The sequence below is a fragment of the Coprococcus sp. AF38-1 genome (assembly GCF_003603945.1).
GTDB classification, from domain to species: domain Bacteria; phylum Bacillota; class Clostridia; order Lachnospirales; family Lachnospiraceae; genus Coprococcus; species Coprococcus aceti.
In genome coordinates, this window is record NZ_QVGO01000006.1 from 76,897 (window position 1) to 103,021 (window position 26,125).

20 protein-coding genes are annotated in these 26,125 nt (G+C 45.3%); 13 read left to right on the forward strand and 7 right to left on the reverse strand.

Going from position 1 to position 26,125, the window contains the following annotated elements; translation table 11 throughout:
- Positions 1-33 precede the first annotated feature (33 nt).
- The 4 genes from DW025_RS09960 to murC all read right to left on the reverse strand — a co-directional run bounded on the left by DW025_RS09960 (position 34) and on the right by murC (position 5,082).
- Positions 34-1,233: a ribose-phosphate pyrophosphokinase gene (locus DW025_RS09960; RefSeq protein WP_117550099.1), complete on the reverse strand. Its 1,200-nt coding sequence runs from the start codon at positions 1,231-1,233 to the stop codon at positions 34-36.
- Positions 1,234-1,264: 31 nt separating this feature from the next.
- Positions 1,265-2,266, reverse strand: a complete 1,002-nt coding sequence (locus tag DW025_RS09965; protein WP_015534566.1) for an ATP-binding protein — start codon at positions 2,264-2,266, stop codon at positions 1,265-1,267.
- 12 nt (positions 2,267-2,278) lie between these two features.
- On the reverse strand, positions 2,279-3,418 hold the full coding sequence (locus DW025_RS09970; RefSeq protein WP_118649665.1) for a DnaD domain protein: 1,140 nt from the start codon (positions 3,416-3,418) through the stop codon (positions 2,279-2,281).
- 281 nt (positions 3,419-3,699) lie between these two features.
- Entirely contained in the window at positions 3,700-5,082 is a 1,383-nt protein-coding gene (gene murC / locus DW025_RS09975) for a UDP-N-acetylmuramate--L-alanine ligase (RefSeq protein ID WP_015534568.1), read from the reverse strand.
- Between the two features lie 117 nt (positions 5,083-5,199).
- Here murC and DW025_RS14860 point away from each other — a divergent pair, with 117 nt between their 5' ends.
- The 12 genes from DW025_RS14860 to hydE all read left to right on the forward strand — a co-directional run bounded on the left by DW025_RS14860 (position 5,200) and on the right by hydE (position 22,057).
- The gene (locus tag DW025_RS14860) at positions 5,200-5,355 is read left to right on the forward strand and encodes a hypothetical protein (protein WP_158547595.1); all 156 of its coding nucleotides are present in this window, start codon (positions 5,200-5,202) and stop codon (positions 5,353-5,355) included.
- Between the two features lie 91 nt (positions 5,356-5,446).
- Positions 5,447-6,901 carry a 4Fe-4S dicluster domain-containing protein gene (locus DW025_RS09980; RefSeq protein ID WP_119999761.1) on the forward strand — a complete coding sequence of 485 codons (1,455 nt, stop codon included), beginning with the start codon at positions 5,447-5,449 and terminating at the stop codon, positions 6,899-6,901.
- Positions 6,902-6,919: 18 nt separating this feature from the next.
- Entirely contained in the window at positions 6,920-7,078 is a 159-nt protein-coding gene (locus DW025_RS14865) for a hypothetical protein (protein WP_165854778.1), read from the forward strand.
- 441 nt (positions 7,079-7,519) lie between these two features.
- Complete coding sequence (locus DW025_RS09985; protein ID WP_119999762.1) at positions 7,520-9,196, forward strand: AMP-binding protein; 1,677 nt, start codon at positions 7,520-7,522, stop codon at positions 9,194-9,196.
- 21 nt (positions 9,197-9,217) lie between these two features.
- On the forward strand, positions 9,218-9,676 hold the full coding sequence (locus tag DW025_RS09990) for an acyl-CoA thioesterase (protein WP_119999764.1): 459 nt from the start codon (positions 9,218-9,220) through the stop codon (positions 9,674-9,676).
- A 216-nt stretch (positions 9,677-9,892) separates the two neighbouring features.
- On the forward strand, positions 9,893-12,907 hold the full coding sequence (locus tag DW025_RS09995; RefSeq protein ID WP_119999766.1) for a bifunctional diguanylate cyclase/phosphodiesterase: 3,015 nt from the start codon (positions 9,893-9,895) through the stop codon (positions 12,905-12,907).
- 492 nt (positions 12,908-13,399) lie between these two features.
- Complete coding sequence (locus DW025_RS10000) at positions 13,400-15,370, forward strand: fibronectin type III domain-containing protein (protein ID WP_118758390.1); 1,971 nt, start codon at positions 13,400-13,402, stop codon at positions 15,368-15,370.
- A 4-nt stretch (positions 15,371-15,374) separates the two neighbouring features.
- Positions 15,375-16,328 carry a DUF4430 domain-containing protein gene (locus DW025_RS10005; protein WP_118758389.1) on the forward strand — a complete coding sequence of 318 codons (954 nt, stop codon included), beginning with the start codon at positions 15,375-15,377 and terminating at the stop codon, positions 16,326-16,328.
- A 59-nt stretch (positions 16,329-16,387) separates the two neighbouring features.
- On the forward strand, positions 16,388-17,269 hold the full coding sequence (locus DW025_RS10010) for an energy-coupling factor transporter transmembrane component T (protein WP_242849667.1): 882 nt from the start codon (positions 16,388-16,390) through the stop codon (positions 17,267-17,269).
- A gap of 13 nt (positions 17,270-17,282) precedes the next feature.
- Positions 17,283-20,066 (forward strand): ATP-binding cassette domain-containing protein, encoded by a 2,784-nt coding sequence (locus DW025_RS15185; RefSeq protein WP_119999768.1) that lies wholly within the window; start codon positions 17,283-17,285, stop codon positions 20,064-20,066.
- Positions 20,067-20,097: 31 nt separating this feature from the next.
- Complete coding sequence (locus DW025_RS10020; protein WP_119999770.1) at positions 20,098-20,772, forward strand: YkgJ family cysteine cluster protein; 675 nt, start codon at positions 20,098-20,100, stop codon at positions 20,770-20,772.
- Positions 20,773-20,875: 103 nt separating this feature from the next.
- On the forward strand, positions 20,876-22,057 hold the full coding sequence (hydE, locus tag DW025_RS10025; RefSeq protein WP_119999772.1) for a [FeFe] hydrogenase H-cluster radical SAM maturase HydE: 1,182 nt from the start codon (positions 20,876-20,878) through the stop codon (positions 22,055-22,057).
- A 100-nt stretch (positions 22,058-22,157) separates the two neighbouring features.
- On the opposite strand, the gene DW025_RS10030 is transcribed toward hydE, so the two are convergent.
- The 3 genes from DW025_RS10030 to DW025_RS10040 form a co-directional block, all read right to left on the reverse strand.
- Entirely contained in the window at positions 22,158-22,829 is a 672-nt protein-coding gene (locus tag DW025_RS10030) for a YoaK family protein (protein ID WP_117550117.1), read from the reverse strand.
- 84 nt (positions 22,830-22,913) lie between these two features.
- Complete coding sequence (locus DW025_RS10035) at positions 22,914-24,281, reverse strand: threonine/serine ThrE exporter family protein (protein ID WP_119999774.1); 1,368 nt, start codon at positions 24,279-24,281, stop codon at positions 22,914-22,916.
- Positions 24,268-25,029 carry a DUF4866 domain-containing protein gene (locus DW025_RS10040; protein ID WP_118758384.1) on the reverse strand — a complete coding sequence of 254 codons (762 nt, stop codon included), beginning with the start codon at positions 25,027-25,029 and terminating at the stop codon, positions 24,268-24,270. Before DW025_RS10040 ends, DW025_RS10035 begins: the two co-directional genes overlap by 14 nt.
- Before the next feature lie 203 nt (positions 25,030-25,232).
- Between DW025_RS10040 and DW025_RS10045 the strand changes: the two genes are divergently transcribed.
- Positions 25,233-26,123, forward strand: a complete 891-nt coding sequence (locus DW025_RS10045) for a LysR family transcriptional regulator (RefSeq protein WP_119999776.1) — start codon at positions 25,233-25,235, stop codon at positions 26,121-26,123.
- Positions 26,124-26,125 lie beyond the last annotated feature (2 nt).

Here is a 26,125-nt window from a genome sequence, read left to right on the forward strand (position 1 = left end):
CGCAGGTCTTTTTTGTAAGTCTATAATTGTATATTAGTAATTCTCGTAGTTATCTGAGATAGTGTGCTTCTCCTTGTACTCAGCAATTCTCGCACTGATTCTCTCTGATGGATCAAGAAGATCGCTGAGAGATGCATCGTGGTTGAGGTGATCGATAATGAGTGCAATGTACTTGCTCATGTCGGCTGATACATACCAGTCGCGGTCTGCAAGCTCAGGAAGCTGATAAGTGAGGTTGGTTGTGATGACCTTCTCAATGAGACCTTCCTCGTGACACTTGTCAAATACCTCAAGACCCTTGGTGAAGAGACCAAATGTAGCAAGTGCAAATACTCTCTTAGCCTTTCTTGCCTTGAGCTGCTTGGCAACATCTATCATACTCTCGCCTGATGCGATCATGTCGTCGATAATGATAACATCCTTGCCTTCAACTGAATCACCGAGGAACTCATGGGCAACGATAGGATTACGTCCGTCCACAACTCTTGAGTAATCTCTTCTCTTGTAGAACATACCTACATCTACACCGAGAAGGTTAGCGAAGTAGATCGCTCTGTGCATAGCACCCTCGTCAGGTGATATGACCATCATGTGATCGTTGTTTATTTCAAGATCAGGAGTTGATCTGAGGAGTGCCTTTACAAACTGGTAAGTAGGCTTTACGTTCTCGAAACCGCTCTTTGGAATAGCATTTACAACACGTGGGTCATGAGCGTCAAATGTAACGATGTTGTCTACACCATACTGCTGAAGCTCCTGGAGCATAACTGCACAGTCGAGGGACTCGCGTCCTGATCTCTTGTGCTGACGGCTCTCATACAGGAAAGGCATGATGACAGTGATCTTTCTAGGCTTGTCTGTCATGGCAGAGATGATTCTCTTCAGATCAGCATAGTGATCGTCAGGAGACATTCTCTGAGTCTGGCCACCCATGGTGTATGTGCAGCTATAGTTTCCTACATCAAGCATGATATATATGTCTTTACCGCGGACTGACTCGTTGACAATACCCTTTGCCTCACCTGAACCAAATCTAGGGCAGTCTGCCTTGATAAGGTAAGAGTCCTTCTCGTAACCGTGGAATACGATGCTTGACTTGTTCTCGTTCTGACGGTTCTTTCTCCATTTTACGATATAAGAATCGACCTTCTCTCCGAGAGGTACAATGCTCTTATGAGCAATGATTCCTAAGCTTCCTACAGGTATTGTTTCCAACTTGCTATCGTCTGGCATAATAAAAATCCTCCTAATCTGCTTTCGTTGTCTACCTTTTGTTCCTGGCTATGCTTTTCATTCTTTTTACATAGCGGATGTTATCTCCGTAGAGATTGAAGATGAGATAGCTATCAACTATTCGTGACATGATACGCTCTGTATACCTGTTCTTGAATTCCTGCAGATCAAGATTGGTAGAAATGAGAGTAGACTGTCTCTTGATAGTTCTCGTATTTATAATCTCAAATAACTGAGACAGGACAAATGAGTTGGTGTACTCTGTGCCCAGATCGTCAATTATAAGAAAATCGCAGTTATATATGTAGTCATACAGCATCTTCTGATGCGGTTCATGACCCCCCTTTATTATAATGTCCTGTAAGATATTATCAAATAAATTTATCGCCGACAAGTATAAAACTGTATAACCTTTGTCTAAAAGTTCCTTAGCGATACAATTTGTCAGGAAGGTCTTGCCTGTTCCGGTCTCTCCATATATAAGAATGCCCGGTCTGCTGTCCTGAAAATTCTCTGTGAACTGTCTTGATGCAGACAATATACTCTGTGCATTCTGGTAAGGAGTGTAATTGTAGCCAGCAATGTGTTCATCTCTGTAGAAATCAGGATTGAAGCTGGCAAAATTCTCCGTCTCCAGCACCTTCTCTATGGTGGACTGCTGGTACAACTGGCTGATGACCATGTGTTTCAGACATGAACATGGCTTACCATCTACATATCCGCTGTCTCTGCATGCGGGGCAGTTGTATATCGGTGCCAGATAATCGTCAGGGTATCCGGTCTGTGCCATGAGCTGATGCTTCTCATCGCGGAGAGCGTGGTTCTTCATGGAGAGTGCTTCTTCATCCACTTCCTGATGCAGTATCCTTGCCCTTGATGCCTGGACGGCACTGTGGGCGATGGCATCGTCGATCTCCTTTATACGAGGGATCCTGGCATATACCTCAGCTTTTCTGTTGTCCTGTCTGCGAAGATTGTCCTGTCTGATCCTGCTCAGCCGGGACAAAATATCATCATAATTTATATTGCCCATAATATGTATATATTACCTCTTGTCAAGATTGAGTTCATCTGCAAGCATCTGTTCCAGCTTGTCCAACTGGTTGGACATGTCTGTCTGCTTGAAGTTCGCAAATCCATTCGGATTCCTGGTGGCTGCAGGCTGCGCTGTGGCCGCTGATTTCTTCTTGAGGAACTCCTGATCGAGCAGTTCGACATCCCTAATGGATTGTACACCATTCTTATGCCAGTTTTCAAGAATTCCATTGACATATGCGAAGTTGGCGGACTGTGGCTTGGAGATTATGGCCTTCTCACATGCCAGAAGGATAAGATCCTCTGAGAAATTCATCTCACCTGTCCACGCGTCAATGTATGCGGTCTCTATGCTGGTAGGATTGCTTCTGCGTATTCCGAGTGCAGAGAAGACCTTTCTGTAAAATGGGTTGTAGGCGGAGCTGTCTGCCTTGGCCTTGTCAACCGTGTCGATTCCTTTTTCATACCATGCTATGGCTACGGTCTCCGCATATCTGAAGCTTGCCTTGCCCATGGTCAGACAGTATTCGATCAGATATTCGATGAGCTCCTGGGAGAAGCCAAGCTGGTCGTATATGTATATGAGACTTTCTGATTCAGGCATGGAAAGCGGTCTGCCAAAATATGCCTCTGTCTCAAACATAATATCAGAGAGAACCTCGTCCTCCTGTTTCTTCCTAAGAAATTCTGGTGTAACTGTTATCTTGTCAGGCAGAGTGCGCTCCGGCACCTCGGCCTTGTCTTCATCTGTGATCGTCGCCGTGATCTCGCTGTTGTTATCGTCATCCCCGGTGGAATAATCCATGCCGAGAATAGAGAGGTCGTCAACTCCGCTGTCGGAGGAGCTGCCCTTGTCGTGAAGAGGGAGAAGAGTTATTCCTGTAAGCTCCTTCTTCTTGTTGTAGTTGAGCTTCATAACATCCTGGCTTATCCAGTATTTTATGGCTCTGCAAATATCCTTCTCTGTGAGATTAAAATGATCTGCTATGTTGGCGACAGACACGGGTTTACTGGAAGACATAAGTCTGACCAGATACAGATATACCTTAACAAACTCTCCGCTGGCGGAGGTCATGTAATAGTCTATAAAAAAGTTTGATATAGAGGAATATGTTTCGTTTTTTTCTGTTGTAATAGTAATGTAGCTCATGTCAAAAAACTCCTTGATCATACTCCTGAAATAGCGCATTTCCCTTAGCGCAAATGCATTATAACATGAACTTTTTGGAATGCAAACAGAACATACAGTCGGTTGGGAAAAATGGTGGGGATGTGGATAATGTGGATAATGTGGACGAAAAAGAGACATAAAAATACAAAAGTCATAGTTTAACAGGGCTTTGTAATATTTCTGTAAAAATTATGTCAACAAAAAAATATAAGCTCTGTGGGGAAAACTTTCCCACAGAGCTGTGTGGATAATGTGGATAACTAATTTTTTATCAGGTCATTTCCGATAGAATAGACGTTTCCGGCGCCCATAGTTATCAACAAATCATTTTTTTTGCAATTTTTTAAGAGATAATTTTCTATATCGTCGAAAGATGGAAGATAGAACGCATCAGTACCCGTCTCGGCGATCTTCTCGGCGAGTTGCTTTGCTGAGACAAGTCCGGTATCCTTCTCTCGGGCTGCATAAATATCTGCCACGATGACGTGGTCACATACCTTGAGTGCGTCTACAAACTCATCGAACAGAGCGTAGGTTCTTGAGTAGGTGTGTGGCTGGAATACGCACCACAGTTCGTTGTAGCTTGTGTTCTTTGCTGCCTTCAGTGTGGCTGCTATCTCAGTTGGATGGTGAGCGTAGTCATCCATGACTCTCACGTTGTCGAGGATGGTTCCCTTGTACTCAAAACGTCTCTCGGCACCGACACACTCTGACAGTCCCTGTTTGATGACATCTATGGAGATTCCAAGTTCAAGGGATGCCGCTATGGCTGACAGTGAGTTGTATACGTTGTGCTCACCGAATACCTTGAGTGTTATGTCAGTGATCTCTTTGCCGTCCACAACCAGTGTATAGGTTGGATGGCCGAAGTCATCGAATCGTATATTGTGTGCTGAATATTTGTTCTGTGCGCCCTTTCCAAATGTTACCACGCGGCACTCGAGGTCTCTGACAACGGTATCATAATACTTCATATCGCCGTTCACGATGACCAGGCCCTCCTTTGGAGTCTTGGTGGCAAATACATGGAATGACTCAGCGATCTCATCTATATCCTTGAAGAAATCAAGGTGGTCGGCATCCACGTTCAGTATGATACTGATAAAAGGCTTAAATGCGTGATAGCTGTTGGTGTACTCACATGCTTCTGTTACAAAGTATTCAGATTTGCCTACACGGATATTGCCGCCGATGCTGTCGAGGATTCCTCCGACTGATATGGTAGGATCGGTGTCCGCATCTATGAGGATGTAGGACAGCATGGAAGTCGTTGTTGTCTTGCCGTGGGTTCCACTGACGGCTATGGAATATTTGTAATTCTCCATGATCTGGCCGAGAAGCTGGGCTCTGGTGAGCATAGGAATGTTCTTCTCCACTGCGGCCTTGAACTCTTCATTGTCAGGATGTATGGCTGCTGTGTATACGACCAGATCTATGTTGTCTGTTATGTTAGATGCACACTGACCGATGTTGATAAGCGCTCCCATGTCGGCAAGCTGATCGGTGATCTCAGATGCTTTCATATCTGATCCGGTAACCTTGAATCCGGCCTTCAGAAGTATCTCTGCGAGACCGCTCATACTTATTCCGCCTATTCCCATGAAATGGACGTTGATTGGCTTTGAAAAATTGATCTTGTACATTTGTATTTCGCCTTCCTTATATAAAAGATTGATTACTATATTTAAAAGTGTTTTTTATTATAGCATAACTGCCCTCAAATGAAAATAAATGGTTTTGGTCAATTGCATAGATTGTTATTGAACGAAAATTATGTTATAAATGGAGGTAGTGCGATAGATGCTGAGGAGAAAACTGCAAAACTCATGCGTATCGTAGAGGGCGTAGAAGAGGTAGAGAAGATGGATGCATTGTTCAGCCTGGCTATAACGGGTGGAGATTATAACTGGATCTGAATGGGAAGAGTGATACGATCAGCAACTGGATCATATGCGTAGTGATTGCTATGACAGAAGATCCACAATATATATAAGTAGAGGTTAACACATGATTACAAATGACGCTACATTATTAAAGGTAAAGCACGAGGTGCTTTATGAGGTGGCAAAGCTTGCGTATGAAGGCAGGCTGGATGATGAGAGGGACAATCTTCCATATAAGATGGTTCCCGGTCCACAGCCATTTTTCAGATGTTGTATATACAGAGAGAGGGAGGTCATCAGACAGAGGATCAGACTTGCCGAGGGCAAAGCCCCTGGAACAGAGGATGATGGGAATGTAGTCCAGATCATCAACTCTGCCTGTGAAGGATGTCCTATTTCACGTTACGTAGTAACCGATAACTGTCAGAAGTGTATGGGAAGGGCGTGTCAGCAGGCGTGCCGTTTCGGTGCCATCAGCATGGGACGTGACAAGTCCTACATCGACCCATCAAAGTGTAAGGAGTGTGGACAGTGTGCCAAGGCATGTCCGTACAATGCCATTGCAGATCTGATGCGTCCATGTATCAAGAGCTGCCCGGTTGGTGCCATATCTGTGGCTGAGAATGGAACAGGTATTGCGGTCATAGACAAGGACAAATGTATAGACTGTGGTTCATGTATCCACAAGTGCCCATTTGGTGCGATCGGATCAAAGTCTTATATAGTAGATATAATAAATGACATGAGAGCCGGTAAGAAGGTATTTGCCATGTTCGCACCTGCCACATACGGACAGTTCGGTGCGGATATCACCATGGCGAGCTGGAGAACAGCCATGAAGAAGATAGGCTTCTACGATGCGGTGGATGTGGGACTTGGTGCCGACATGACAGCCATGGCAGAGGCGAAGGAATGGATGGAGGCCAAGGCAGAGGGCAGGAAGAAGACAACCTCCTGCTGTCCTGCATTCAAGCTTCTTGTGGAGAAGCATTTCCCTGAGCTGGCAGACAGGGTATCTGAGACCGTATCACCTATGTGTGCAGTGTCGAGATATATCAAGGAGAATTATGAGGATGCCGTCACAGTATTCATCGGCCCTTGTATCGGCAAGAAAGCCGAGAGTGCAGCCGGAGAGAAGGAATCTGCGGACTATGCGCTGACATACGGAGAGATCAGAGCCATGCTGAGGGCCAAGGATGTCAAGCTTGAGCCTGAGGCTGAAGATAACGACCAGTCCACACTGTTCGGCAAGAAATTTGCAAATGCAGGCGGAGTCACAGCGGCAGTCCTTGAGAGCATGAAGGAGCTTGGCTGTGAGGATGAGGTCAAGGTGTGCAAGTGTGATGGCATTGAGGAGTGCAAGAAGGCACTGACCCTCATGAAGTTCAACAGATTCCAGGATGACTTCATGGAAGGTATGGCGTGCGAGGGCGGCTGTGTGGGTGGCCCTTCAAGACACAGGGATCCGAACATGGCGATGCGTGACAGAAAGACAGCTCTTGATAATTCTACGGATATCAACATCACAGAAAATCTTGAGAAGCAGGGCGCAGACAAGATCGATATGGTGAGAGATTAGTGCATGGAGGACAAAGGCATGGCAACAGGATTGATATTTGTGATATGCGTGCTGATATTTGTGTTCGTATCGGTGCTTACGGCGATACTTGTCTACAAGTCACAGATGCGAAAGAAGAGACTTCAGTGGAATAGTCAGGAGCAGACACAGGATTCCAATCGGGGACAAAATCAGTAGATACTGCGGTATATATAATGAAATAATAAGAGAATTAATAAGAAAAATAAGGCGAGCAGCGATGGAGATGAAACTGGATTTATCCGGGGAGATCCATCGCTGCCCGCCTTATTTTTGTGGATGACAGACCAAAACTGTACAGTCAAAATGTAGTACCGATATGTGAAAATAAATTAAAACTTTTATTTTTCTGTTGACATGACAAAGAGATATGATAATATATGGATGTAGTAATCGAAACTACGTGTGAAGCTAATTGAAAACGCACATTAAAGTAACGTTTATTTTGATTGCTAGATAGAAATACGAACTTAGAAGACTTTTTATACTAAGTTAATACATAATGTGATAAAAAACGGCATGTATCGCCGGTGTTAAAAGGCGGAAAAGCCGTTTTACCATATATATTATCAGAACTTATAGTTTATGGAGGAAATAAGAATGTCAACAGAAATGAGACCAGAGCAGGGAATAGCAGGAAAGTTTGTGAGGTCAGCCCTCGATGAGAACGGAGTCCTCAGCAAGATTGAGTTCACCAACAGCGAGAATTTCAACTTCGCATACGACGTAATGGATGCTCTGGCAGAGAAGGAGCCTGATCAGACAGCACTCATCTATGTATCAAAGGATAGAACGATCGAGAAGAAATTTACATTCCAGGATATCAAGGATTATTCCAACAGGGCAGCCAATTACTTCAAGAGCCTGGGCGTCAGGAAGGGTGACAAGGTAATGCTCGTGTTAAAGAGACATTATCAGTATTGGTTCACCATGATGGCTCTCCACAAGATCGGTGCCATAGCTATACCGGCGACAAATATATTAAAGGCGACAGATTATCAGTATAGAATCGAGGCAGCAGGCGTATCAGCGGTTGTGTGCACATCAGATGATGGAATCACGGCGTCCATAGATACATTTGCTGATGACAAGCTGACAAAGATCGTTGTGAATCATTCGGTTGAAGGTTGGAACTTCTTCGATGAGGGAATCATGGAGTGCAGCACCGAGTTTCCAAGACCTACAGGCGAGGATGCCGTAGGAGGAAAGGATGATATACTGTTCGTCATGTTCACATCGGGAACAACAGAGCATCCAAAGATGGTTGCACACAATCATCTGTATCCACTTGGACATTACATCACAGCAAAATACTGGCACTGCAATAAGCCTGGTGAGGTTCATCTCACAGTTTCAGATACGGGCTGGGGCAAGGCTCTCTGGGGCAAGCTCTACGGACAGTGGCTGTGCGAGGCTTGTGTATTCGTATTTGACTTTGATACATTCAGTGCGGACACTATATTCAAGCTTATAGAGAAGTACAATATCTCAACATTCTGTGCACCTCCAACACTGTACAGGATCCTTATCCGTATGGATATGAGTAAGTACAATCTCTCATCACTCAGATATTGTACAACGGCGGGTGAGGCACTTAACCCTGAGGTATTTGACGTATTCAAGGAGAAGACAGGATTCACTATATATGAAGGATTTGGTCAGACAGAGACGACTCTTACCATTGGTAACCTTGAGAACACTACTCCAAGACCGGGATCAATGGGTAAGGCAAGCCCAATGTATGACGTGAGGATCATGAAGGCAGATGGAACATTTGCTGCACCTGGTGAGACAGGTGAGATCGTCATCAACATCGCAGACGGTGCGCCGGACGGACTGTTCATGGAGTACTACAGGGATCCACAGAGAACAGCCGAGGTTATGCATGACGGCTTCTATCACACAGGTGATACGGCTTACCAGGATGAGGATGGATATTTCTGGTTCGTTGGACGTGTGGATGATATCATCAAGGTTGCAGGCTACAGAGTAGGACCTTTCGAGATAGAGAATGAGATCATGAGAATACCTTATGTCCTTGAGTGTGCAGTTACATCAGTACCTGACAGCACAAGAGGTCAGGCAATAAAGGCCACTATCGTTCTCACAGAGGGTACAGTTGGCGATGAGAACCTCAAGAAGGAGCTCAAGAGATACTTCAAGGAGAACATCGCAAGCTACAAGAGACCTAGAGTTATCGAGTTCGTTGATGAGATGCCAAAGACCATCAGCGGCAAGGTAAGACGTGTTGAGATCAAGGAAAATGACTGGAAGTAAGTCAGAAATCAGGTGAAATAAATGATAGATATAGATATGAGTAAGATCAAGCCATATGATAGATCGGTTTATTATTATGAGACGGACAGGATGCAGATAGTACACCACTCCAATTACATCAGATGGATTGAGGAGGCAAGGCTGGACTGGATGACACAGATAGGCTGGGATTACAAGTCTGTAGAGGATGACGGATATATAATTCCTGTGCTTGGTGTAACGGCTGAGTATAAGAGCATGTGCCACTTTGGCGATGACGTGCTGATACATGTCAGCCTTTCGGAGTATACAGGTGTCCGTGTAGGCTTTTCATATGAGATCGTGGACAAGAAGACAGGCGAGCTCAGGACACTTTGTACAAGCTCACATTGCCTGTTGGATGGCAACAACAAGCTTGTGTTTATCAGAAAGGCATATCCTGAGCACGATAAGCTGTTTAAGGAGCTGCTTGAGGATTACAAGAAACGTCAGACTAAATAAACAGAGGTATTGTCTGGTGTATAAATAATTTAATATTAATTGAAGGTTATTAATAGCTGGTAAAATTGTTTATGTAACTTTTTTACCGGCTATTTTTATCTATTTAGCCATGTAATTAGTTAAAACATCCTTTTTATATTGTGGCGTAAATGCTATAATGAAAACGGTTGCGTGGAAATATATGGCAGGCCGGATGATGCTGCAAGGAGGGATCTTTTGAGAGAGATATCACTTGACAAAAAATACTACAAAGAACAGATACAAAATATATTATATGATAATTATGTGAAGCTGGCGCTGGTCAACATTGATACTGGGGAGTATGTGAGTGTTATCAGCGTGGATAAAAATGCAGATAATTACAAAAGCATCACTGACGTATCCTCCTATTTTAAGGATAACAGGGGACTGGACTGCTGTCATCCTGATGAGGTCAGAGAATTTGCATATATGTGTGATATGAAGCATGTCAAAGCACTCATAGAAGCCGGAGCCAGATCCATCGTGCGTAATTTCAGGTTCAGATTGAGGCTTGGCGAGGACTATGAGTGGGTTTCCATGGATATAGAAGCTGAGAAGGAGCCGAGAGAGGACGGACAATGGATTGTGTTCGGCATGAGGCCAGTCAGCCTTGACACTCTGGTACTGGAGGATAGTCTCAGGACACTGACAAGGGTATACAGGCGTATATTCAGGATTGATGTGACTCACAATATTTGCGAGACATTGAGGGGCGGATATATAAGAAGCAGAGATGAGGTTAAGCATGACTGCCTTGGAGAGTACATGAAAGACATGACTATGGACGGTGAGATATTCCCTGACGACGTGGACAGGGTAAGAAAGTGCCTGTCTCCTGAGTTTCTCATAAAATATTTTGCGAATGGACATGACAGATTTACCATTAGATATAAGCGCAAGATGGATATGGTGTACAGATGGGTGATGACAGAGGTCATACCTACTGCTGACTATAGAGATGACAATAAGGTATTCTATATTTATACGAGGGATATACATGAGGAGTATTCTGAGAGTATAGAGAAGCAGGAGCTGTTGGAATTTTACAGTTACAAGGATACACTCACTCGTCTCGGCAATAGAAATGCATTTAACATTCTGTGCGACGCGTATGCAGACCGAAATGATAAGCGGTCGGTCGGATTCGTATTCAACGATGTGAACAAATTGAAGTATGTGAATGATCATTATGGACATAAAGAAGGAGATTTATATCTTCAGAGGGTATCGCAGATGTTGGCACAGCATTTTGGCGAAAATGCATGTTACAGGATAAGTGGCGATGAATTTGTTGTCATCATTATGGATATTGCTGAGCAGTCGTTTAACTCAATGATCGCCAGATATAAAGAGGTAATTGATGAGCAGGAGGAGGCTCCGGTTGCGTTCGGCGCAGTCTGGAAGGCTGAGGCAGATTCCATAGACAAGATAATGAACGAAGCCGAAAGACTGATGTATGAGGATAAGAAGAGATTCTATTCGAAGCATCCTGAGGTCAAGAGGCGCGAGAGTGTGGAGAACGAGGCGAATATAGCTGTAGGAACTACAGAGGATGGAGTTCCGCATTACAGGAATCTTGGGAAGACAGACAGGATATTTGACGCCCTTGCAGCTACAACACTCCGAAATTATATATTTATGAATGATCTCGATACGAATGTGACAAAATGGTCTGCAAGTGCTGTGGATTACTTTGGACTTCCGGGGCAATACATATATGATACACAGAAAGTGTGGGAGAAGCTTATACATCCGGATGACAGAGCAATATTTGAACAGGATATTACAGAGGTATTTGCGGGGCGTAAAAAGTTTCATGATGTAGAATATAGAATGAGAAACAAAAAGGGTGAATATGTGGTCTGTACCTGCAGAGGCTTCATCACCAAGAAGGAAAATGGTGATCCGGAGTTCTTTGTAGGAACAGTGATAAACCACGGAGTCATAGACGGGGTTGATCCGGTGACGAACCTGCACAATCAGCATGAGTATACCAAGTATATATCTATACATTTGAGAAATAAGCAGACGATGAGCATTCTGGCAATAGGAATATCCATGTTCAACAGCATCAATATGATGTACGGATATGCATATGGCAATTCTGTTCTAAAGGATTTTGCCACAAAGCTCAAAAATGTTGTCGGTGGAAAGGGACTCGTATTCAGACTCGATGGAGCGAAATTTGCAATCTGCTCAAATATGTATACTAAACAGGAGCTAAAAGAGGTATACAGACATGTACAGAATCTTGCACTTGACAATGTAGGCCTGAACGGCACGGCGATCCCGCTTAAATTGTATGGAGGTGGTCTGATATATGACCATGTAGGAGCAGCCGATGAGGATGTGATAAAGAGCAGTGTGGAATATGCCTTGGAGAGATCCAAGGAGGATCATCATGGTGAACTTGTATTCTTCAATGAGGAGATCAAGGACAATGATAGAATGAGACTGCAGCTGTATAGCACAATACACAAATGTGTGGCAAACAACATGGAAGGCTTTTTCATGTGCTATCAGCCTATAGCAAATTCCGAGACAGGACACATAGTAGGTATGGAGGCTCTTCTCAGATGGAAACACAAGGAATTTGGAGTGGTTCCACCGGGAATATTTATACCGTGGCTTGAGATGGAGCCGTGTTTCTTTGAACTTGGCAACTGGATAATAGAGCAGGCACTCACGGATGGTATGGAGGTCCGCAAGATCAGACCTGATTTTGTGGTGAATGTCAATATATCAGCGACTCAGCTTGAGAATCATGGATTCAGGCAGGCTGTTGTGGATATATTAAAAAAGACGAAGTTCCCTCCTGAGTATTTGTGCATAGAGCTCACAGAGAGATGTAAGAATATGGATATAGCATTTCTGAAAAATGAGCTGGAATATTTCAGGAAACTTGGAATAAAGATCGCTATTGATGATTTTGGAACGGGAAATGCTACCCTAAATCTGCTCACGGAATTACCGATAGATGAGCTTAAGGTCGATATGTCATTTGTCAGGGGAATACAGGAGAGCAAGCCTAATCAGGTCCTTGTACAGGCGGTTGTGTCCTGTGCACATCAACTCGGATACAAGAGCTGCATTGAAGGTGTCGAGGACAAGGCACTGTTCGATTACCTTCATAGGTATGGTTCCACTTACTATCAGGGATATCATTTCTCCAGACCGGTTTGTCTGGAGGATTTTAAGAAGCTTTTGTGACAGACGACCCGCTTGGTAATATATACATCCGCAATCACGCTTGACTTACTGCACTTCGATTGGGTGCTATCTGCATGGTGCTCCGACCGCCAAAAGGGCGTCGGCGGATCTGGGCACCAGCAAGCACCATCGAAGCACAGACGTCTGCGCTAACGATTGTCGGATATATATATTACCAAGCGGGTCTTACGTTGTGGCCGGCTTTGAGGATTGCATTTTGAAAAAATTTAAAATTGTGTTCTTTTTGGGGGATTTTGGCTTGTTTGGGAGAAAATTGTATCTAAATGAGTTTTAAAATGGCTAAAAGATACAATTCCCGGAAATTTGTGTTATTTCAGGAATTTTTTTGCGAAAAAGATAAAATTTTGTGCTCTTTGACTTGCTTGCTTCAGGTTGACATAGAACATGGGCGTTGATAAGATTGGGGTAATTGTGGCAAGTCAGATCGCTTGCTATATATCCACTCGGAATAATGTGAAAGGAGACACGATTATGAAGAGAAGAATTTTTGCTGTGTGTATGGCGATGTGCACGATGGCAATGGTTATGTTCACGGGAACAACAGGAAATGCTGTGAACGTGTATGCGGCGGATGATGTAACGGATTCTACGATATATGCAGAGTCGGATGGTGTAACAGATTCTACGATATACACAGTGCCAGACGATATGACGAATCCAGCAGTATCTACAGCGACGAATGACGAGACGGATCCGGTGACAGGAACTGCGACAGAGGAAACTGCAGATGTGGCTGCAGTTGATTACACACAGGCCCTTGGCGATACTCTTGTATATCTGAGGAAGACTGCGGATGACCCTCAGTTTGGAGCTGAGTGGAACGTGATGACTCTTGCCAGATATGCTTATGAGGATGAGGCATGGTATGGGGAATACTATGATAATGTTGTGGAGTATGTTAAGGCAAAAGGCTCGGCAAAGCTTCACAAGAATAAGAGTACGGACAATTCAAGAACTATACTTGCACTCACTGCGATTGGCGCTGATGCCACAGATGTTGGTGGATACAATCTGCTTGAGCCATTGGCCGATATGAATTATGTAACAACACAGGGAATCAATGGCCCGGTGTTTGCGTTGATTGCATTTGACACGGTAGGTTATGATATTCCGAAGCTTCCAGATGGAAGTGACGGTGTTCAGACGACAAGGGAAGGGCTTGTTGAATATATCCTTGGACGAGAGCTTTCTAGCGGTGGTTGGGCATTTTCTGGTAGTAATGCTGACCCGGATATGACAGGTATGACAATTCAGGCACTTGCGCCGTATTACAAGTCTAACACAGAGGTTAAGACGGCGGTTGACAGGGCGCTTGATGTAATGTCGGGGCTGCAGAAGGCTGATGGTGGATTTGCTTCATGGGGAACTGTGAATTCTGAGAGCTGTGCGCAGGTGATATGTGGATTACTTGATATAGGCAGGGATGCCGGAACAGATGAGGCATTTGTCAAAAATGGACATTCTGTGCTGGATGCTTTGATGGGATTCTATGTTGCGAGTGCCGGCGGGTTTGCCCATGATGTAAAACAGAATGGTGAACTGGTTGTAAATGGAATGGCTTCGCAGCAGGCTGGATATGCTCTGGCTGCCTATGACAGATTCAAAAAAGGAAAGAACACACTGTATGATATGTCTGATGCAAAGTCATTATATATCCGATCCGTGGCGACAGCGGATGTGAAACTCAGCACCAGCACGTATGTGTACGACGGCAAGGCCAAGAAGCCGGGCGTGACGGTGAAGATTGGTGACAGAGTGCTTAAGGATGGCGTGGATTACACCATTTCATATCAGAACAATGTCAATATTGGCAATTCGGCAAAGGTAGTGGTGACCGGCAAGGGAATATTCAAGGGCTCAGCCAGCAAGACATTTGTCATAAAGATGGCTGCGCCGGCTAAGACGAGTGTGTCGGCGGGTAATGGAGCAGCAGGCATAACAGTAAAGTGGAAGAAAGCGGCACGGGCTGACAGATATGTGGTGCTCAGAAAGGTTGGAAATGCAAAGAATTGGACGACTGTGGCCACCACAAAATCTCTGAGCTACACTGACCGGAAGGTCGCAAATGGCAAGAAATATATCTATGCAGTTAAGCCTGTTGGAAGTGGCGGGGAGGCTACGTATACGACCCAGACAATATACAGGGTCAATCAGGAAAAGATAACAAAGATAAAGTCAACGGTGAAGAAAAAGTGCACTGTGACTTATAAAAAAAATGCGAGTGCTTCGGGGTACAGGGTGATGTATTCCACGGATAAGACATTTAAAAAGAATGTCAAGGTGTACAGGGCATCGGTAAACAAGAAGACAAATGTGACGTTGAGCGGACTCAAGGCGGGAAAGCGGTATTATGTCAGAGTTCAGGGATTCAAGAAGGTTGGAAAGACTTATTATTACGGAGCATGGAGCAAGACTGTAAACGTTGTGATCCGAAAGAAGTAGGTGTATGGATAAGATCAAAGAATTTGTAAAGAAATATAAGAAACACATAGGTGGAGCTGTGATTGTTCTGCTGATCCTGGTGTGGGCTTTCTGGTACGGAGGAAATGCGCCGGGGACCAGAGGTTTCAAGCTGGAAAAGACCGAAGAGGGACTCACAACTGAAGCTGTAGGCGGTGCGGAACTGACGGAGACAACGAAGAGTGCGACAGAGGAAAATACTGATGCAGGGAATGACAAGAAAAAGAAATCAGACAGTTCTGTAACCGATACCTCCTCAGGAACTCATTCGGATTCTGATACATCGGAAACAGAATATCAGACTTCCGCTGAGAGCACATCGGAGAATGTGACGGAGCGAAATTCTGAGACTACCACGGAGAAGAAGACGGAGGCTACTACAAAGAAGAATACCACCACGGAGTCTCAAAAAACAACTGAGAAGAAGCCGGGGACCACGACGACTACGGAAAAGCGGAAACCGGATAAGACAACTGCTGATTCTTCTGCCACGACAAAGGCAACTACAGAGAATACAACTGAAGCGCCGAAGAAAACCTACAGTTGCACTATATCAATAGGATGTTCTACAATATTTGACAATCTGGAACTGCTAAGACCGGAGAAAAAGGACTATGTACCTGATGATGGTGTCATTCTGGGAACTGTGACTGCCACATTTGAGGAGGGGGACACAGTATTCGAAGTGCTTAAGTCGGTGTGCAGGGATTATGGTATACAGCTTGAATATTCATGGACGCCTATGTATGGAAGTTATTATATAGAAGGAATTCACAATCTGTATGAATTTGACTGTGGTGATGGTTCAGGCTGGATGTACTCGGTAAATGGCTGGTTCCCAAATTATGGCTGTTCAAGCTATGAACTCAAGCAGGGAGATGTGATAAAATGGCTCTATACATGTGACCTGGGAGCAGATGTTGGATCCGAGATGCATTGACAGATTCGCTGAGACATGGGTACTGGACATAGTGATTGATAGGAGATAAAAATATAATTGTGAAAAGACAGGATTCATTTTCCACATATCACCCTATAGTCAATCTGGTATACTTTATATTCACTATAGGATATGCCCTGGCATTTACCCATCCGGTTTGCCTGGGCATGTCTTTTATAGGGGCATTTGTGTATTCGGTATTGCTTAGGGGATATGATGGCTTCAGGACTAATATAAAATATATGATCCCACTTATATTGCTGACGGCGCTCATCAACCCGGCGTTCAGCCATCAGGGAGTGACGATACTCACATATTTTCCGTCTGGAAATCCGTTGACATTGGAGTCTATAATGTATGGAATCATGGCTGCGTTTATGCTGGTGACAGTGATATGCTGGTTTTCGTGCTTTAACTGCGTTATATCATCGGACAAGATGGTGTATCTGTTCGGCAAGGCGGCGCCAGTGTTGTCTCTGATACTTTCCATGACACTGAGGTTTATTCCGGACATAGCAGGACAGTTTGGAAAGGTGTACAGAGCTCAGAGGGCATCTGGATACAAACCAAAAGGTTCGTATTTTGTGAGAATTAGAACGGGCTGCCATGTGTTTTCTGCCGTTGTAACCTGGGCTCTTGAACGGGCGCTTGTCACTGCAGATAGTATGAGATCAAGGGGATATGGACTTTCCGGAAGATCTGCATATTCACTGTATAGATTTAGAAAAAGTGATACTAAAGCGCTTGCATTTATACTTGTGTGTGGATTGTATGTGCTGGCCGGCAGTGTGTGCGGAGGATTTGCGTTCTGGTATTATCCGTCCATAAGAGGAAGTATAAGTGGTACACTTACTGTAAGTATGTATGTAGTGTATGTATGTCTTATATGTGTTCCAATATATATGCAGGCAAAAGAAAATGTTAAGATTCGCAAAATGTGACAAAGGAGAAGCGGTGAATATATTAGATATAAAAGAACTGACATTTGCATATCCCGATAGCAATGATGATTCGGGCGAGAGATATTTGCTTGATGCATTGAAAAATGTGACACTATCAGTGGGACAGGGGGAATTCGTGGTCATATTGGGAAGTTCCGGATGTGGAAAGACCACACTTCTTAGGCAGTTGAAGACAAGTATCGCTCCTCACGGAAGATCGTCCGGGAAGATAGAGTTCAAAGGAAGAAGCCTGGAGGAGATGGATGACCGGACATCAGCAAGGCAGATCGGATTTGTACAGCAGGATGTCGATGCACAGCTTGTCACTGATAAAGTGTGGCATGAGCTGGCATTTGGATTGGAGAGTCTGGGATACGATAATGGATATATCAGACGACGCGTTGCGGAGATGTGTTCATTCTTCGGGTTGTCCGGGATATTCCACAGGCGTGTCGCAGAGCTGTCTGGCGGACAGAAGCAGATGGTGAATCTTGCGTCGGTCATGGCTCTGTCTCCGGAGGTGCTGATACTGGATGAACCGACCAGCCAGCTCGATCCGATAGCTGCGAATGAATTCATAGCATGTCTTGTGAGAATCAACAGGGAGCTTGGCACGACCATCATCATGACTGAGCATAGGCTGGAGGAGGTGCTTCCGGTGTGCAGCAGAGCGGTGGTCATGGATGAAGGCACAGTGCTGTGTCAAGGAACTGTCAAAGAGGTAGCTGCCACCCTGAAAAATGAAGGACAGAGGTTAAAGGAAAAAGGTATAAACAGAAATGGATTGTATCTCTCTATGCCGGCGGCTGTCCAGGTGTATCTGGGGCTTGATGGCTCGGATGAATCTCCGGTGACCGTAGCGGAGGGGCGAAACTGGTTGTCACAGTTTGACAGTAAGTACAGGGAATCGGGGCATGAGGTTGCGCCTGGGTATGTGCTGGTGGATGAAGGGGATGCCAGGGAGGCAGATGGTCAGAAAACTGATCATGGTGCTGGAGAAACTACAACAAAAATTGCGAATCGTCAGGACAAGTCCTGGGCAGTCATGATAGATGAGGTTCACTTCAGATACGACAAGGGTTCGCAGGAAGTACTTCGCGGTCTGGATCTTGACATATACGATAATGAGATACTTATGATAAATGGAAGCAACGGATGCGGCAAGTCGACGTTGCTCTCCCTGATAGCGGGGGTAAATAAGCCGTACCGTGGAAGAATAAAGATAAAACAGGGTAAAAGTGTGGGCATGCTCCCACAGAACCCGGAGCTTCTTTTCACAAGACGTTCTGTACGGGAAGAACTGGTGGACGCAAGTGACAGAAAAAAGTTGGTGGACATAGTGAGGTTCTGTAAGCTGGAGCATTTGATGGACAGACATCCTTACGATCTGTCAGGAGGAGAGAAGCAGAGGCTGGCACTTGCAAAGGTACTTCTGTATGATCCTGATATTCTGCTCATGGATGAGCCGACAAAGGGGCTTGATAATGGGTTTAAGGCAGAACTCAAGAGTATGCTCAGAGATCTGCAGCAACATGGCAAGACCATAGTGGTGGTGAGCCATGATGTGGAATTCTGCGCTGTGGCGGGAGACCGCATAGCGCTGCTGTTCGATGGCGAGCTTGCCACAGTGAACTGTGTACAGGAATATCTGGCGGGCAACAATTTCTTCACCACTGCGGCGGCAAGAATCTCCCAGGGGATACTTTGCGGTGCGGTTACTGTTTCTGATATATTGAAGGCATATGGAGTCAGGGAGTCGAGGACGGTATGTGGAGACGGAAACAGGATCGACGATGATGCTATAATAAAGGACATAACCTTGACGAAGGAGCGCGAAGCTGATCCCCTGAAATGGTGGCAGATACTCACGATATCTGTCACGTCGGTGATCATCATATTCTGCTTCTGGCAGACCATGGCCCAGTCCAATCTGGCAGATCTTGTGCAGAGAGGGATGACCATCACGTCAAAGGGATGGAAATATCTGGCTATGTATGGAGTGATGATATGTGCCATAGCGGGGCTGCTCCTTGCTATAAGACCTGTCACCAGAAAGAAGAACGAGGATATCGTCATGGAAGCTTCCGGTCACAGATCCGTCAGGAGAACGATATTAAGTATAGTGGCTATGCTCGTTGTGATTCCACTTACGATATGGTTTGGATGCGAGAGACTTGGAGACAAAAAATATTATTTTGTATCTCTGTTGATTATAATAGAGGCAATGATCCCGTTCTTCGTATCATTTGAGGGAAGAAAGCCCAAGGTAAGGGATATAGTCACATTGGCGGTTATGTGTGCTCTGGCCGTCACGGGCAGGGCGGCATTCTTCATGCTCCCGAACTTCAGCCCGACCATGGCCATAGTGATCATATCCGGAGTGGCATTTGGCTGCGAAGGAGGATTTGTGGTCGGCGCAATGTCCATGTTCGTGTCTAATTTCCTGATGGGGCAGGGTCCGTGGACTCCATGGCAGATGTTTGCCATGGGACTGGTGGGGTTCCTGGCGGGACTCTTCTTCTCCAAAAGCGGAGTGCGGACAAAGAACACGACAAAGCTTGGACTGTGCATATTCGGAGCACTTATCTGTATATTGATATACGGCGGAATAATGAATCCGGCGTCGGTGATAATCTGGCAGCCGGCTGTGAACAGGAGCATGATCATAGCGTCATATGTGACGGGATTCCCATTTGACGTGGTGCATGGAACTGCAACGGTGATATTCCTGTGGCTGCTGGCAAGACCATTTCTTGAGAAGCTTGACAGGGTGCGGATCAAGTATGGTGTTCTGTAGACAAATAATAAAATGATTGAGGATTACTGCTATGATAAGAAATGAGAAACTGGAAGATATCTCAGATGGAAGATTATACGATGCGAATGATATGGTGAAGGCGTACTGCGATGAGTGCAAGGGGTGCCATGCCTGCTGCACAGGGATGGGGAGTTCCATCATCCTTGATCCACTGGACGTGATGAGACTTTGTAAGGAGACCGGCAAGAACTTTACGCAGCTGCTTGAAAAGGAGCTTGAGGTCAATGTGGTGGATGGTCTGGTACTTCCAAATATAAGGATGACGGCAGACAAATGTCCGTTCTTAAACGATGAGGGCAGATGCAGCATACACAGCGCGAGACCTGGCTTTTGCAGACTCTTTCCACTTGGCAGATATTACACCGATGACGGATTCAGATACATCCTGCAGATACATGAGTGTGAGCGCGCGGGCAGGGCTAAGGTCAAGGTGTCGAAATGGATAGATACAGAGGACTTGCCGCGGTACACGAAATATATAAATGACTGGCACAAGTTCCAGAAGGACATGCAGAGAAACCTGATCGAGTATATGCGCACTGGTGAGGATGAGACAGCGAGAAATCAGACCATGCTGGTGCTGCAGGTTATGTATGTGGGAATGTATGATGCGGAGAAGGATTTCTATGATCAGTTTGATGCCAGACTTGCGCACATTAGGAGTCTGCTGTGTATGACGGAGTAGAAAGGGATGGAATGGAGTATCTGGATGTAACTTTGTTTACCTTGTATCGGAAATCACTTGATCATACAGAGTTATAAATGTAAAAACAGGGTATAGAGTTTATATGGGAAAAGTTAGAGATATCATAGATAAGACATTTGAATATGGACAGGGCAGAGGTGAACTACCGGGAGTCAATGAGCTGGCTGAAGCTATAGAAGTGCTGTCACGGATAGAGGATGTTACGGCTGCGTCAAATGTAAAAATGAAGATGATGGATGGGCAAAGTCTGGAAGAATCCCCCCAGAATGTGAAGATGTCAGGTGATTCCAGTGACCTTCAGAACGGCATTAGTGACTTTGAGTATCTCAGAAGGAAGGCTTACGATCTGGCTCATCAGAGTTTTGGCAACAGGATATATATAAGAGGACTTATCGAGTTTACGAACATTTGCAAGAACGATTGCTATTACTGCGGCATCAGGAAGAGCAACAGCCAAGTGGACAGATATCGTCTGACAATGGATCAGATTCTGGCTTGTGCCGATGAGGGATATGTGCTGGGATTTCGCACATTTGTGCTTCAGGGAGGCGAGGACGGAGGATTTTCAGATGAGGCTATAGCTGACATAGTGAGGTGCATCAAGGAGAGATATCCGGACTGTGCTGTCACGCTGTCATTTGGCGAGCATCCATATGAGACTTACAGACTGTGGCGGATGGCCGGGGCGGACAGATATCTTCTGAGACATGAGACCGCGGACAGGGTGCATTATGAAAGATTACACCCGGATTCGATGAGCTATGACAACAGAGTCAGATGTCTGTACGATCTTAAAAGTCTTGGGTATCAGGTGGGAAGTGGATTTATGGTGGGATCGCCGTATCAGACGCCGGTGAATCTGGCCGAGGATCTGCATTTCCTTGCGAAGCTGCAGCCACAGATGATAGGGATCGGGCCGTATGTTCCTCACAAGGAGACGCCATTTGCGAAGATGGAGCAGGGAACTGTCAAGCAGACGCTGGTGATGATAAGCATGCTGAGACTGATGTTCCCGAAGGCACTCATACCATCCACCACATCTCTCGGAACGATAGCGGCGGATGGCAGGGAGCGTGGGTTTATGCACGGTGCGAATGTGGTCATGCCGAATCTGTCTCCTGTGTCTGTCCGAAAGAAATACGAGCTTTATGACAACAAGATATGCACGGGGGAGGAATCCGCCCAGTGCCGCGGTTGCCTTGACAGGCGCGCAGAGGCGTTCGGATTCCAGATTGTTGTCGATAGAGGAGACTATATATCATAAGGAGGACCCGCGTAAGCGGGAGATTCCTTATGATGTACGCAGACGCCGCGCGAAGCGCCTTTCATGCGTCTGCTCCTTGAGGACCCGCGTAAGCTCATTTTTACTCTCTCTCTTCCTTGATGAACATGAACAGAAAGCTCACGAACAGCAGACAGCAGGAGAACCAGATGGTCCTCATATCAAATATACGGATGAAGTGACCGCCCACAGCGGCACCGATTCCGAACAGCAGGATGATTGCCCAGTAGCACAGAGATTTGAACAGTGTGTTCCTGTCCTTTGTTCTGAAGTATGCACACAGGGCATCGGTGCCACTTCGGATATTTCCAATGCACATGGTACTGGCAAATGCATAGCCGTTGACCTTCCTAAATGCCTGAACCTGCATGGCACATGAAAATGAAACCATGGCATTTGCGATAAGATTGAGCCTTATGGGAAGAAATCCCACGATAAGAAGCAGAAAAATCTCACACAATACAACGATCTGTCTCCAATGAAACTGCTGCATATTCTGAAATTTCTGTTTTATACACTCGGCAGCAGCAATTCCAAGCGCAAAAAATAATAGAGGAACGGCATAGTGTACACACATTCTCCAGTTTCGGTCTACAAGATTCTGACCGAGAAGAACTATGTTGCCTGTCTGTGCATTTGCAAATACCTTTCCTCTGAATATATAGGTATATGCATCCTGCAGACCTCCTGATATTGACAGGAAGGCCGCGGTGATGAAAGATTCTGACATTTGTCTATGTGGATAAAACTTCATGGTTCATATACTCCTTGGTTGTAGATTTGACATTCAGGCGCTGATCTCATCTGGGGGACGGAGGTACCTGACCCCATTCGGGGATCAGGTGCAGTACCTGAAGGTTTTGTCCGTCAGGATCCTTGCAAATATAAGTCCAAGTGGCAGGGCTATGATGATCATGATGGCAGCCGCAAACCAGGACACGGCATCGGAAAGTGACATGATTCCAAAGTTGTATATTGCACGATAAAGATAAAGCCCTGGAACCATGATGACTATGGATGGGACTGTCAGTGAGATTCGCGGATAACCGTTGGTGCTTTTGATGAATGAAGCGAGCAGTCCGGCCGTGAGGGCTCCGGCAAATGCGGCGGCAGCTGCAGGGATGCCGGCAAGATCTACCAGTTCTAGACGTAGAGTGTTGGCTATGGCACCGATGGCAGCGGCTGTGGCGGCCATGTGTATGGAGCTGCTGAACATGATGGAGAATCCGAACACACCACAGAAGCTGGCAATCAATCTGAATACCAGATGAAGTCCTGGTGTTATGTCGAGTGCTATAAAATCCTGTGGGTGAAGCTTCAGCAGAAGCGCCATGATCCATGCGAACATCGTTGCCACAAGCACAATGATGATCGAGTATGTAAGTCTCTCAAGTCCGGATCTCAGATCCAGCTTTGCAAGGTCTATACCGCTGGTAATGAATGGAAATCCCGGTATGATGAACAGCATTGAGCAGATATATCCGGCTTCGTGGAAGGCGGGTATATGAAATGCCAGCTCGGCGGCCTTTAGCAGCAGTGCGTACACAAGACAAGCGGCTGACACGGATACAGCTATGTTCATATATAAAGTAAAATGGTGTTTGATAAGCTTTGTCCTTATGAGGTTTCCGATTCCGGCTGCGATAAATGCCAGCATCATTTCTACAGGCCCGCCGCCTAGGAGAAATGTGAAGGCACAGCAGGCGAGAGCAGAGGCAAGTCCGAGGCGGAGAGGAGAATACAAGGTATGTATTTTTTCTATCTCATCAAGTCTCTGATGGATTTCCTCGCCGGTCAAATGCGCCTCTTCATTTGGAAAATTGTCAACAAACTGCTCCATTCTATATAGCTTTGAGGTGTTTACGCCTGTATTGGCGATGCACAGGGACTGTGATACACAGTCGTGACCGTCAAAACAGTTGAATTCTATGGACATGAGTCCGACATCGACGGTACATGTGACACCCAGTTCTTTGGAAAGCCTGTTCATGGAAGTACGGACACGCCATGCACCTGTTCCGCATGAGAGCATGATAAGACCGACTCTGCCTATGACAGAAGCCTTTTCAATCAGACCTGCCTTGCATATGAGTACATTGCTGTCGGCACTGGCGTAGTCATGCCATGGAATCTCCATGTGATTTTTTTCCATAATGTCTATGTATGATTCCGCATTTACGTTTTTTGCATTCTTACTTTTCCGCATATATGATCGCCTCGGCTTTCGCAACGTGTCTTTCCAGATTCTTCATGAGCAGTGAATCCGGCAGGAATATTCCAAGCTCGTCATATCGCATGCCTTGTTTGTCCAAAGTATCCTGACCGTAGAATACAAATGCCATGGGAAGATTCTTTTCCAGTTCAACCATGATATCCCACACAGCACAGTATGCCTCAGCTTCGGTCTCCTTGAGCTTTACCGTGTCCGGCAGCTCCCTGATGAGCAGGACTCCGGTGCACTCTTCAAGGATCTTCTGCCCGACTTCCATGTTGTCAGAAGTGTATTCATGGCTGTATCTGTACGCCTTTGCAAGATACATATTCTCGTTGTGTGTCATATGTGTGTATATATCGTGAAAGTGCTGATAATCCTTTTCTCTTACAGAGTTTCTGAATTCAGGCAGAAGTTCGCCATGCTCACCGGTCATGATGACAGGATTGGTCTTGCCATCGGCGTTGAAGCGATATGGGATGAGGTAGGAATTCCTTAGCAGATCGAACATGGTATTGTTGCAGATGGACATGAGGAATGCCGACATATCTCTGTCCAGATAAGCTGAGAGCAGTGATTTTGTAAATTCTTCCGGTGAAAGATTGCAGTCGAAGTCATCATTGCAGAACAGGTAATTACAGAATGTGTCCATGAGCTTTTCGCATGCCCAGGGATCCCTGAGGATTTTTTCAAATAATATTTCCGATTTTTCTTCCCTTGGGAAAATGGTATTTTCTTCCATAGATATGCGCATCCTTTCATATGATAAATGCTGTCTTGTCATTTAAATCTGGTTAGATTATACTATCGGAGTAGCAATAAGTGAAAATCATAATTGATATGGCAGTAATAACAAAATGATATGCTGGGGCTGCTACATGGAAAATAATTTTAAGAAAGGGAGTATAGCAGACATGTAATATAGTCTGTGGCTAACAATAGATTATGAACATTAATTTCGAGTATTATAAGATATTTTATTATGTTGCGAGATATCATAACTTTACCAAAGCCGCAAAGGTTCTTGGAAACAGTCAGCCAAATGTGACCAGGGCGATGAACTGCCTGGAGCAGCAGCTTGGAAGGATACTATTTGTCAGGACAAACAGGGGTGTACAGCTCACAAGAGACGGGGAACAGCTCTATTCATATGTGGAGGCTGCAATGTCACAGCTTCTGACGGCGGAGGATGAGCTGGCAGATGGTGAGAATCTCACTCACGGAAGTATAACGATAGGTGTCAGTGAGACGGCGTTAAATATATATCTGCTGGACAGACTGCGGGCATTTCACATGGCGTATCCGGGTATAAATCTCAAGATATACAACCATTCTACACCTCAGGCTGTGGAGGAAGTGAAGAATGGAAGTATAGACTTTGCAGTAGTTACAACTCCGGCTGATGTGGAGGCTCCTCTCAAGAAGATCGTGCTGCAGTCATATCGTGAGATACTTATCGGCGGAACGACATTTTCTTCACTTAAAAAGCAAAAACTGTCCATTGCGGAGATGAGGAACTATCCTATGATCTGTCTAGGCAGGGAGACTATGACATTCAGATTCTACGACAGAATATTCAGGGAGCATGGCGTGGAGCTTGCGCCGGACACGGAGGCGGCCACCACGGATCAGATACTGCCACTTGTTAAGTGTGAGCTTGGACTTGCATTTATACCGGAACTGATGGCGAGGGAGGCAGTAAAGAACAAAGAGGTTGTAAAGCTTTCACTTGAGGAAAAGCTTCCGGACAGGAATGTATGTCTTGTGTATGACTGCCTGCACCCGCTGAATGAGGCAGCAAAGAAGTTCAAGAAAATAATAGTAGAAAGCAGGTGAGA

Coding starts and splice junctions, on each gene's coding strand:
- DW025_RS10005 (WP_118758389.1), top strand. CDS start 15,375: ATGGATAAGATCAAAGAATTTGTAAAGAAATATAAGAAACACATAGGT.
- DW025_RS09965 (WP_015534566.1), bottom strand. CDS start 2,266: ATGGGCAATATAAATTATGATGATATTTTGTCCCGGCTGAGCAGGATC.
- DW025_RS09980 (WP_119999761.1), top strand. CDS start 5,447: ATGATTACAAATGACGCTACATTATTAAAGGTAAAGCACGAGGTGCTT.
- DW025_RS14865 (WP_165854778.1), top strand. CDS start 6,920: ATGGCAACAGGATTGATATTTGTGATATGCGTGCTGATATTTGTGTTC.
- DW025_RS09985 (WP_119999762.1), top strand. CDS start 7,520: ATGTCAACAGAAATGAGACCAGAGCAGGGAATAGCAGGAAAGTTTGTG.
- DW025_RS10020 (WP_119999770.1), top strand. CDS start 20,098: ATGATAAGAAATGAGAAACTGGAAGATATCTCAGATGGAAGATTATAC.
- DW025_RS10000 (WP_118758390.1), top strand. CDS start 13,400: ATGAAGAGAAGAATTTTTGCTGTGTGTATGGCGATGTGCACGATGGCA.
- hydE (WP_119999772.1), top strand. CDS start 20,876: ATGGGAAAAGTTAGAGATATCATAGATAAGACATTTGAATATGGACAG.
- DW025_RS09970 (WP_118649665.1), bottom strand. CDS start 3,418: ATGAGCTACATTACTATTACAACAGAAAAAAACGAAACATATTCCTCT.
- murC (WP_015534568.1), bottom strand. CDS start 5,082: ATGTACAAGATCAATTTTTCAAAGCCAATCAACGTCCATTTCATGGGA.
- DW025_RS10045 (WP_119999776.1), top strand. CDS start 25,233: ATGAACATTAATTTCGAGTATTATAAGATATTTTATTATGTTGCGAGA.
- DW025_RS10040 (WP_118758384.1), bottom strand. CDS start 25,029: ATGGAAGAAAATACCATTTTCCCAAGGGAAGAAAAATCGGAAATATTA.
- DW025_RS09990 (WP_119999764.1), top strand. CDS start 9,218: ATGATAGATATAGATATGAGTAAGATCAAGCCATATGATAGATCGGTT.
- DW025_RS10030 (WP_117550117.1), bottom strand. CDS start 22,829: ATGAAGTTTTATCCACATAGACAAATGTCAGAATCTTTCATCACCGCG.
- DW025_RS10035 (WP_119999774.1), bottom strand. CDS start 24,281: ATGCGGAAAAGTAAGAATGCAAAAAACGTAAATGCGGAATCATACATA.
- DW025_RS09960 (WP_117550099.1), bottom strand. CDS start 1,233: ATGCCAGACGATAGCAAGTTGGAAACAATACCTGTAGGAAGCTTAGGA.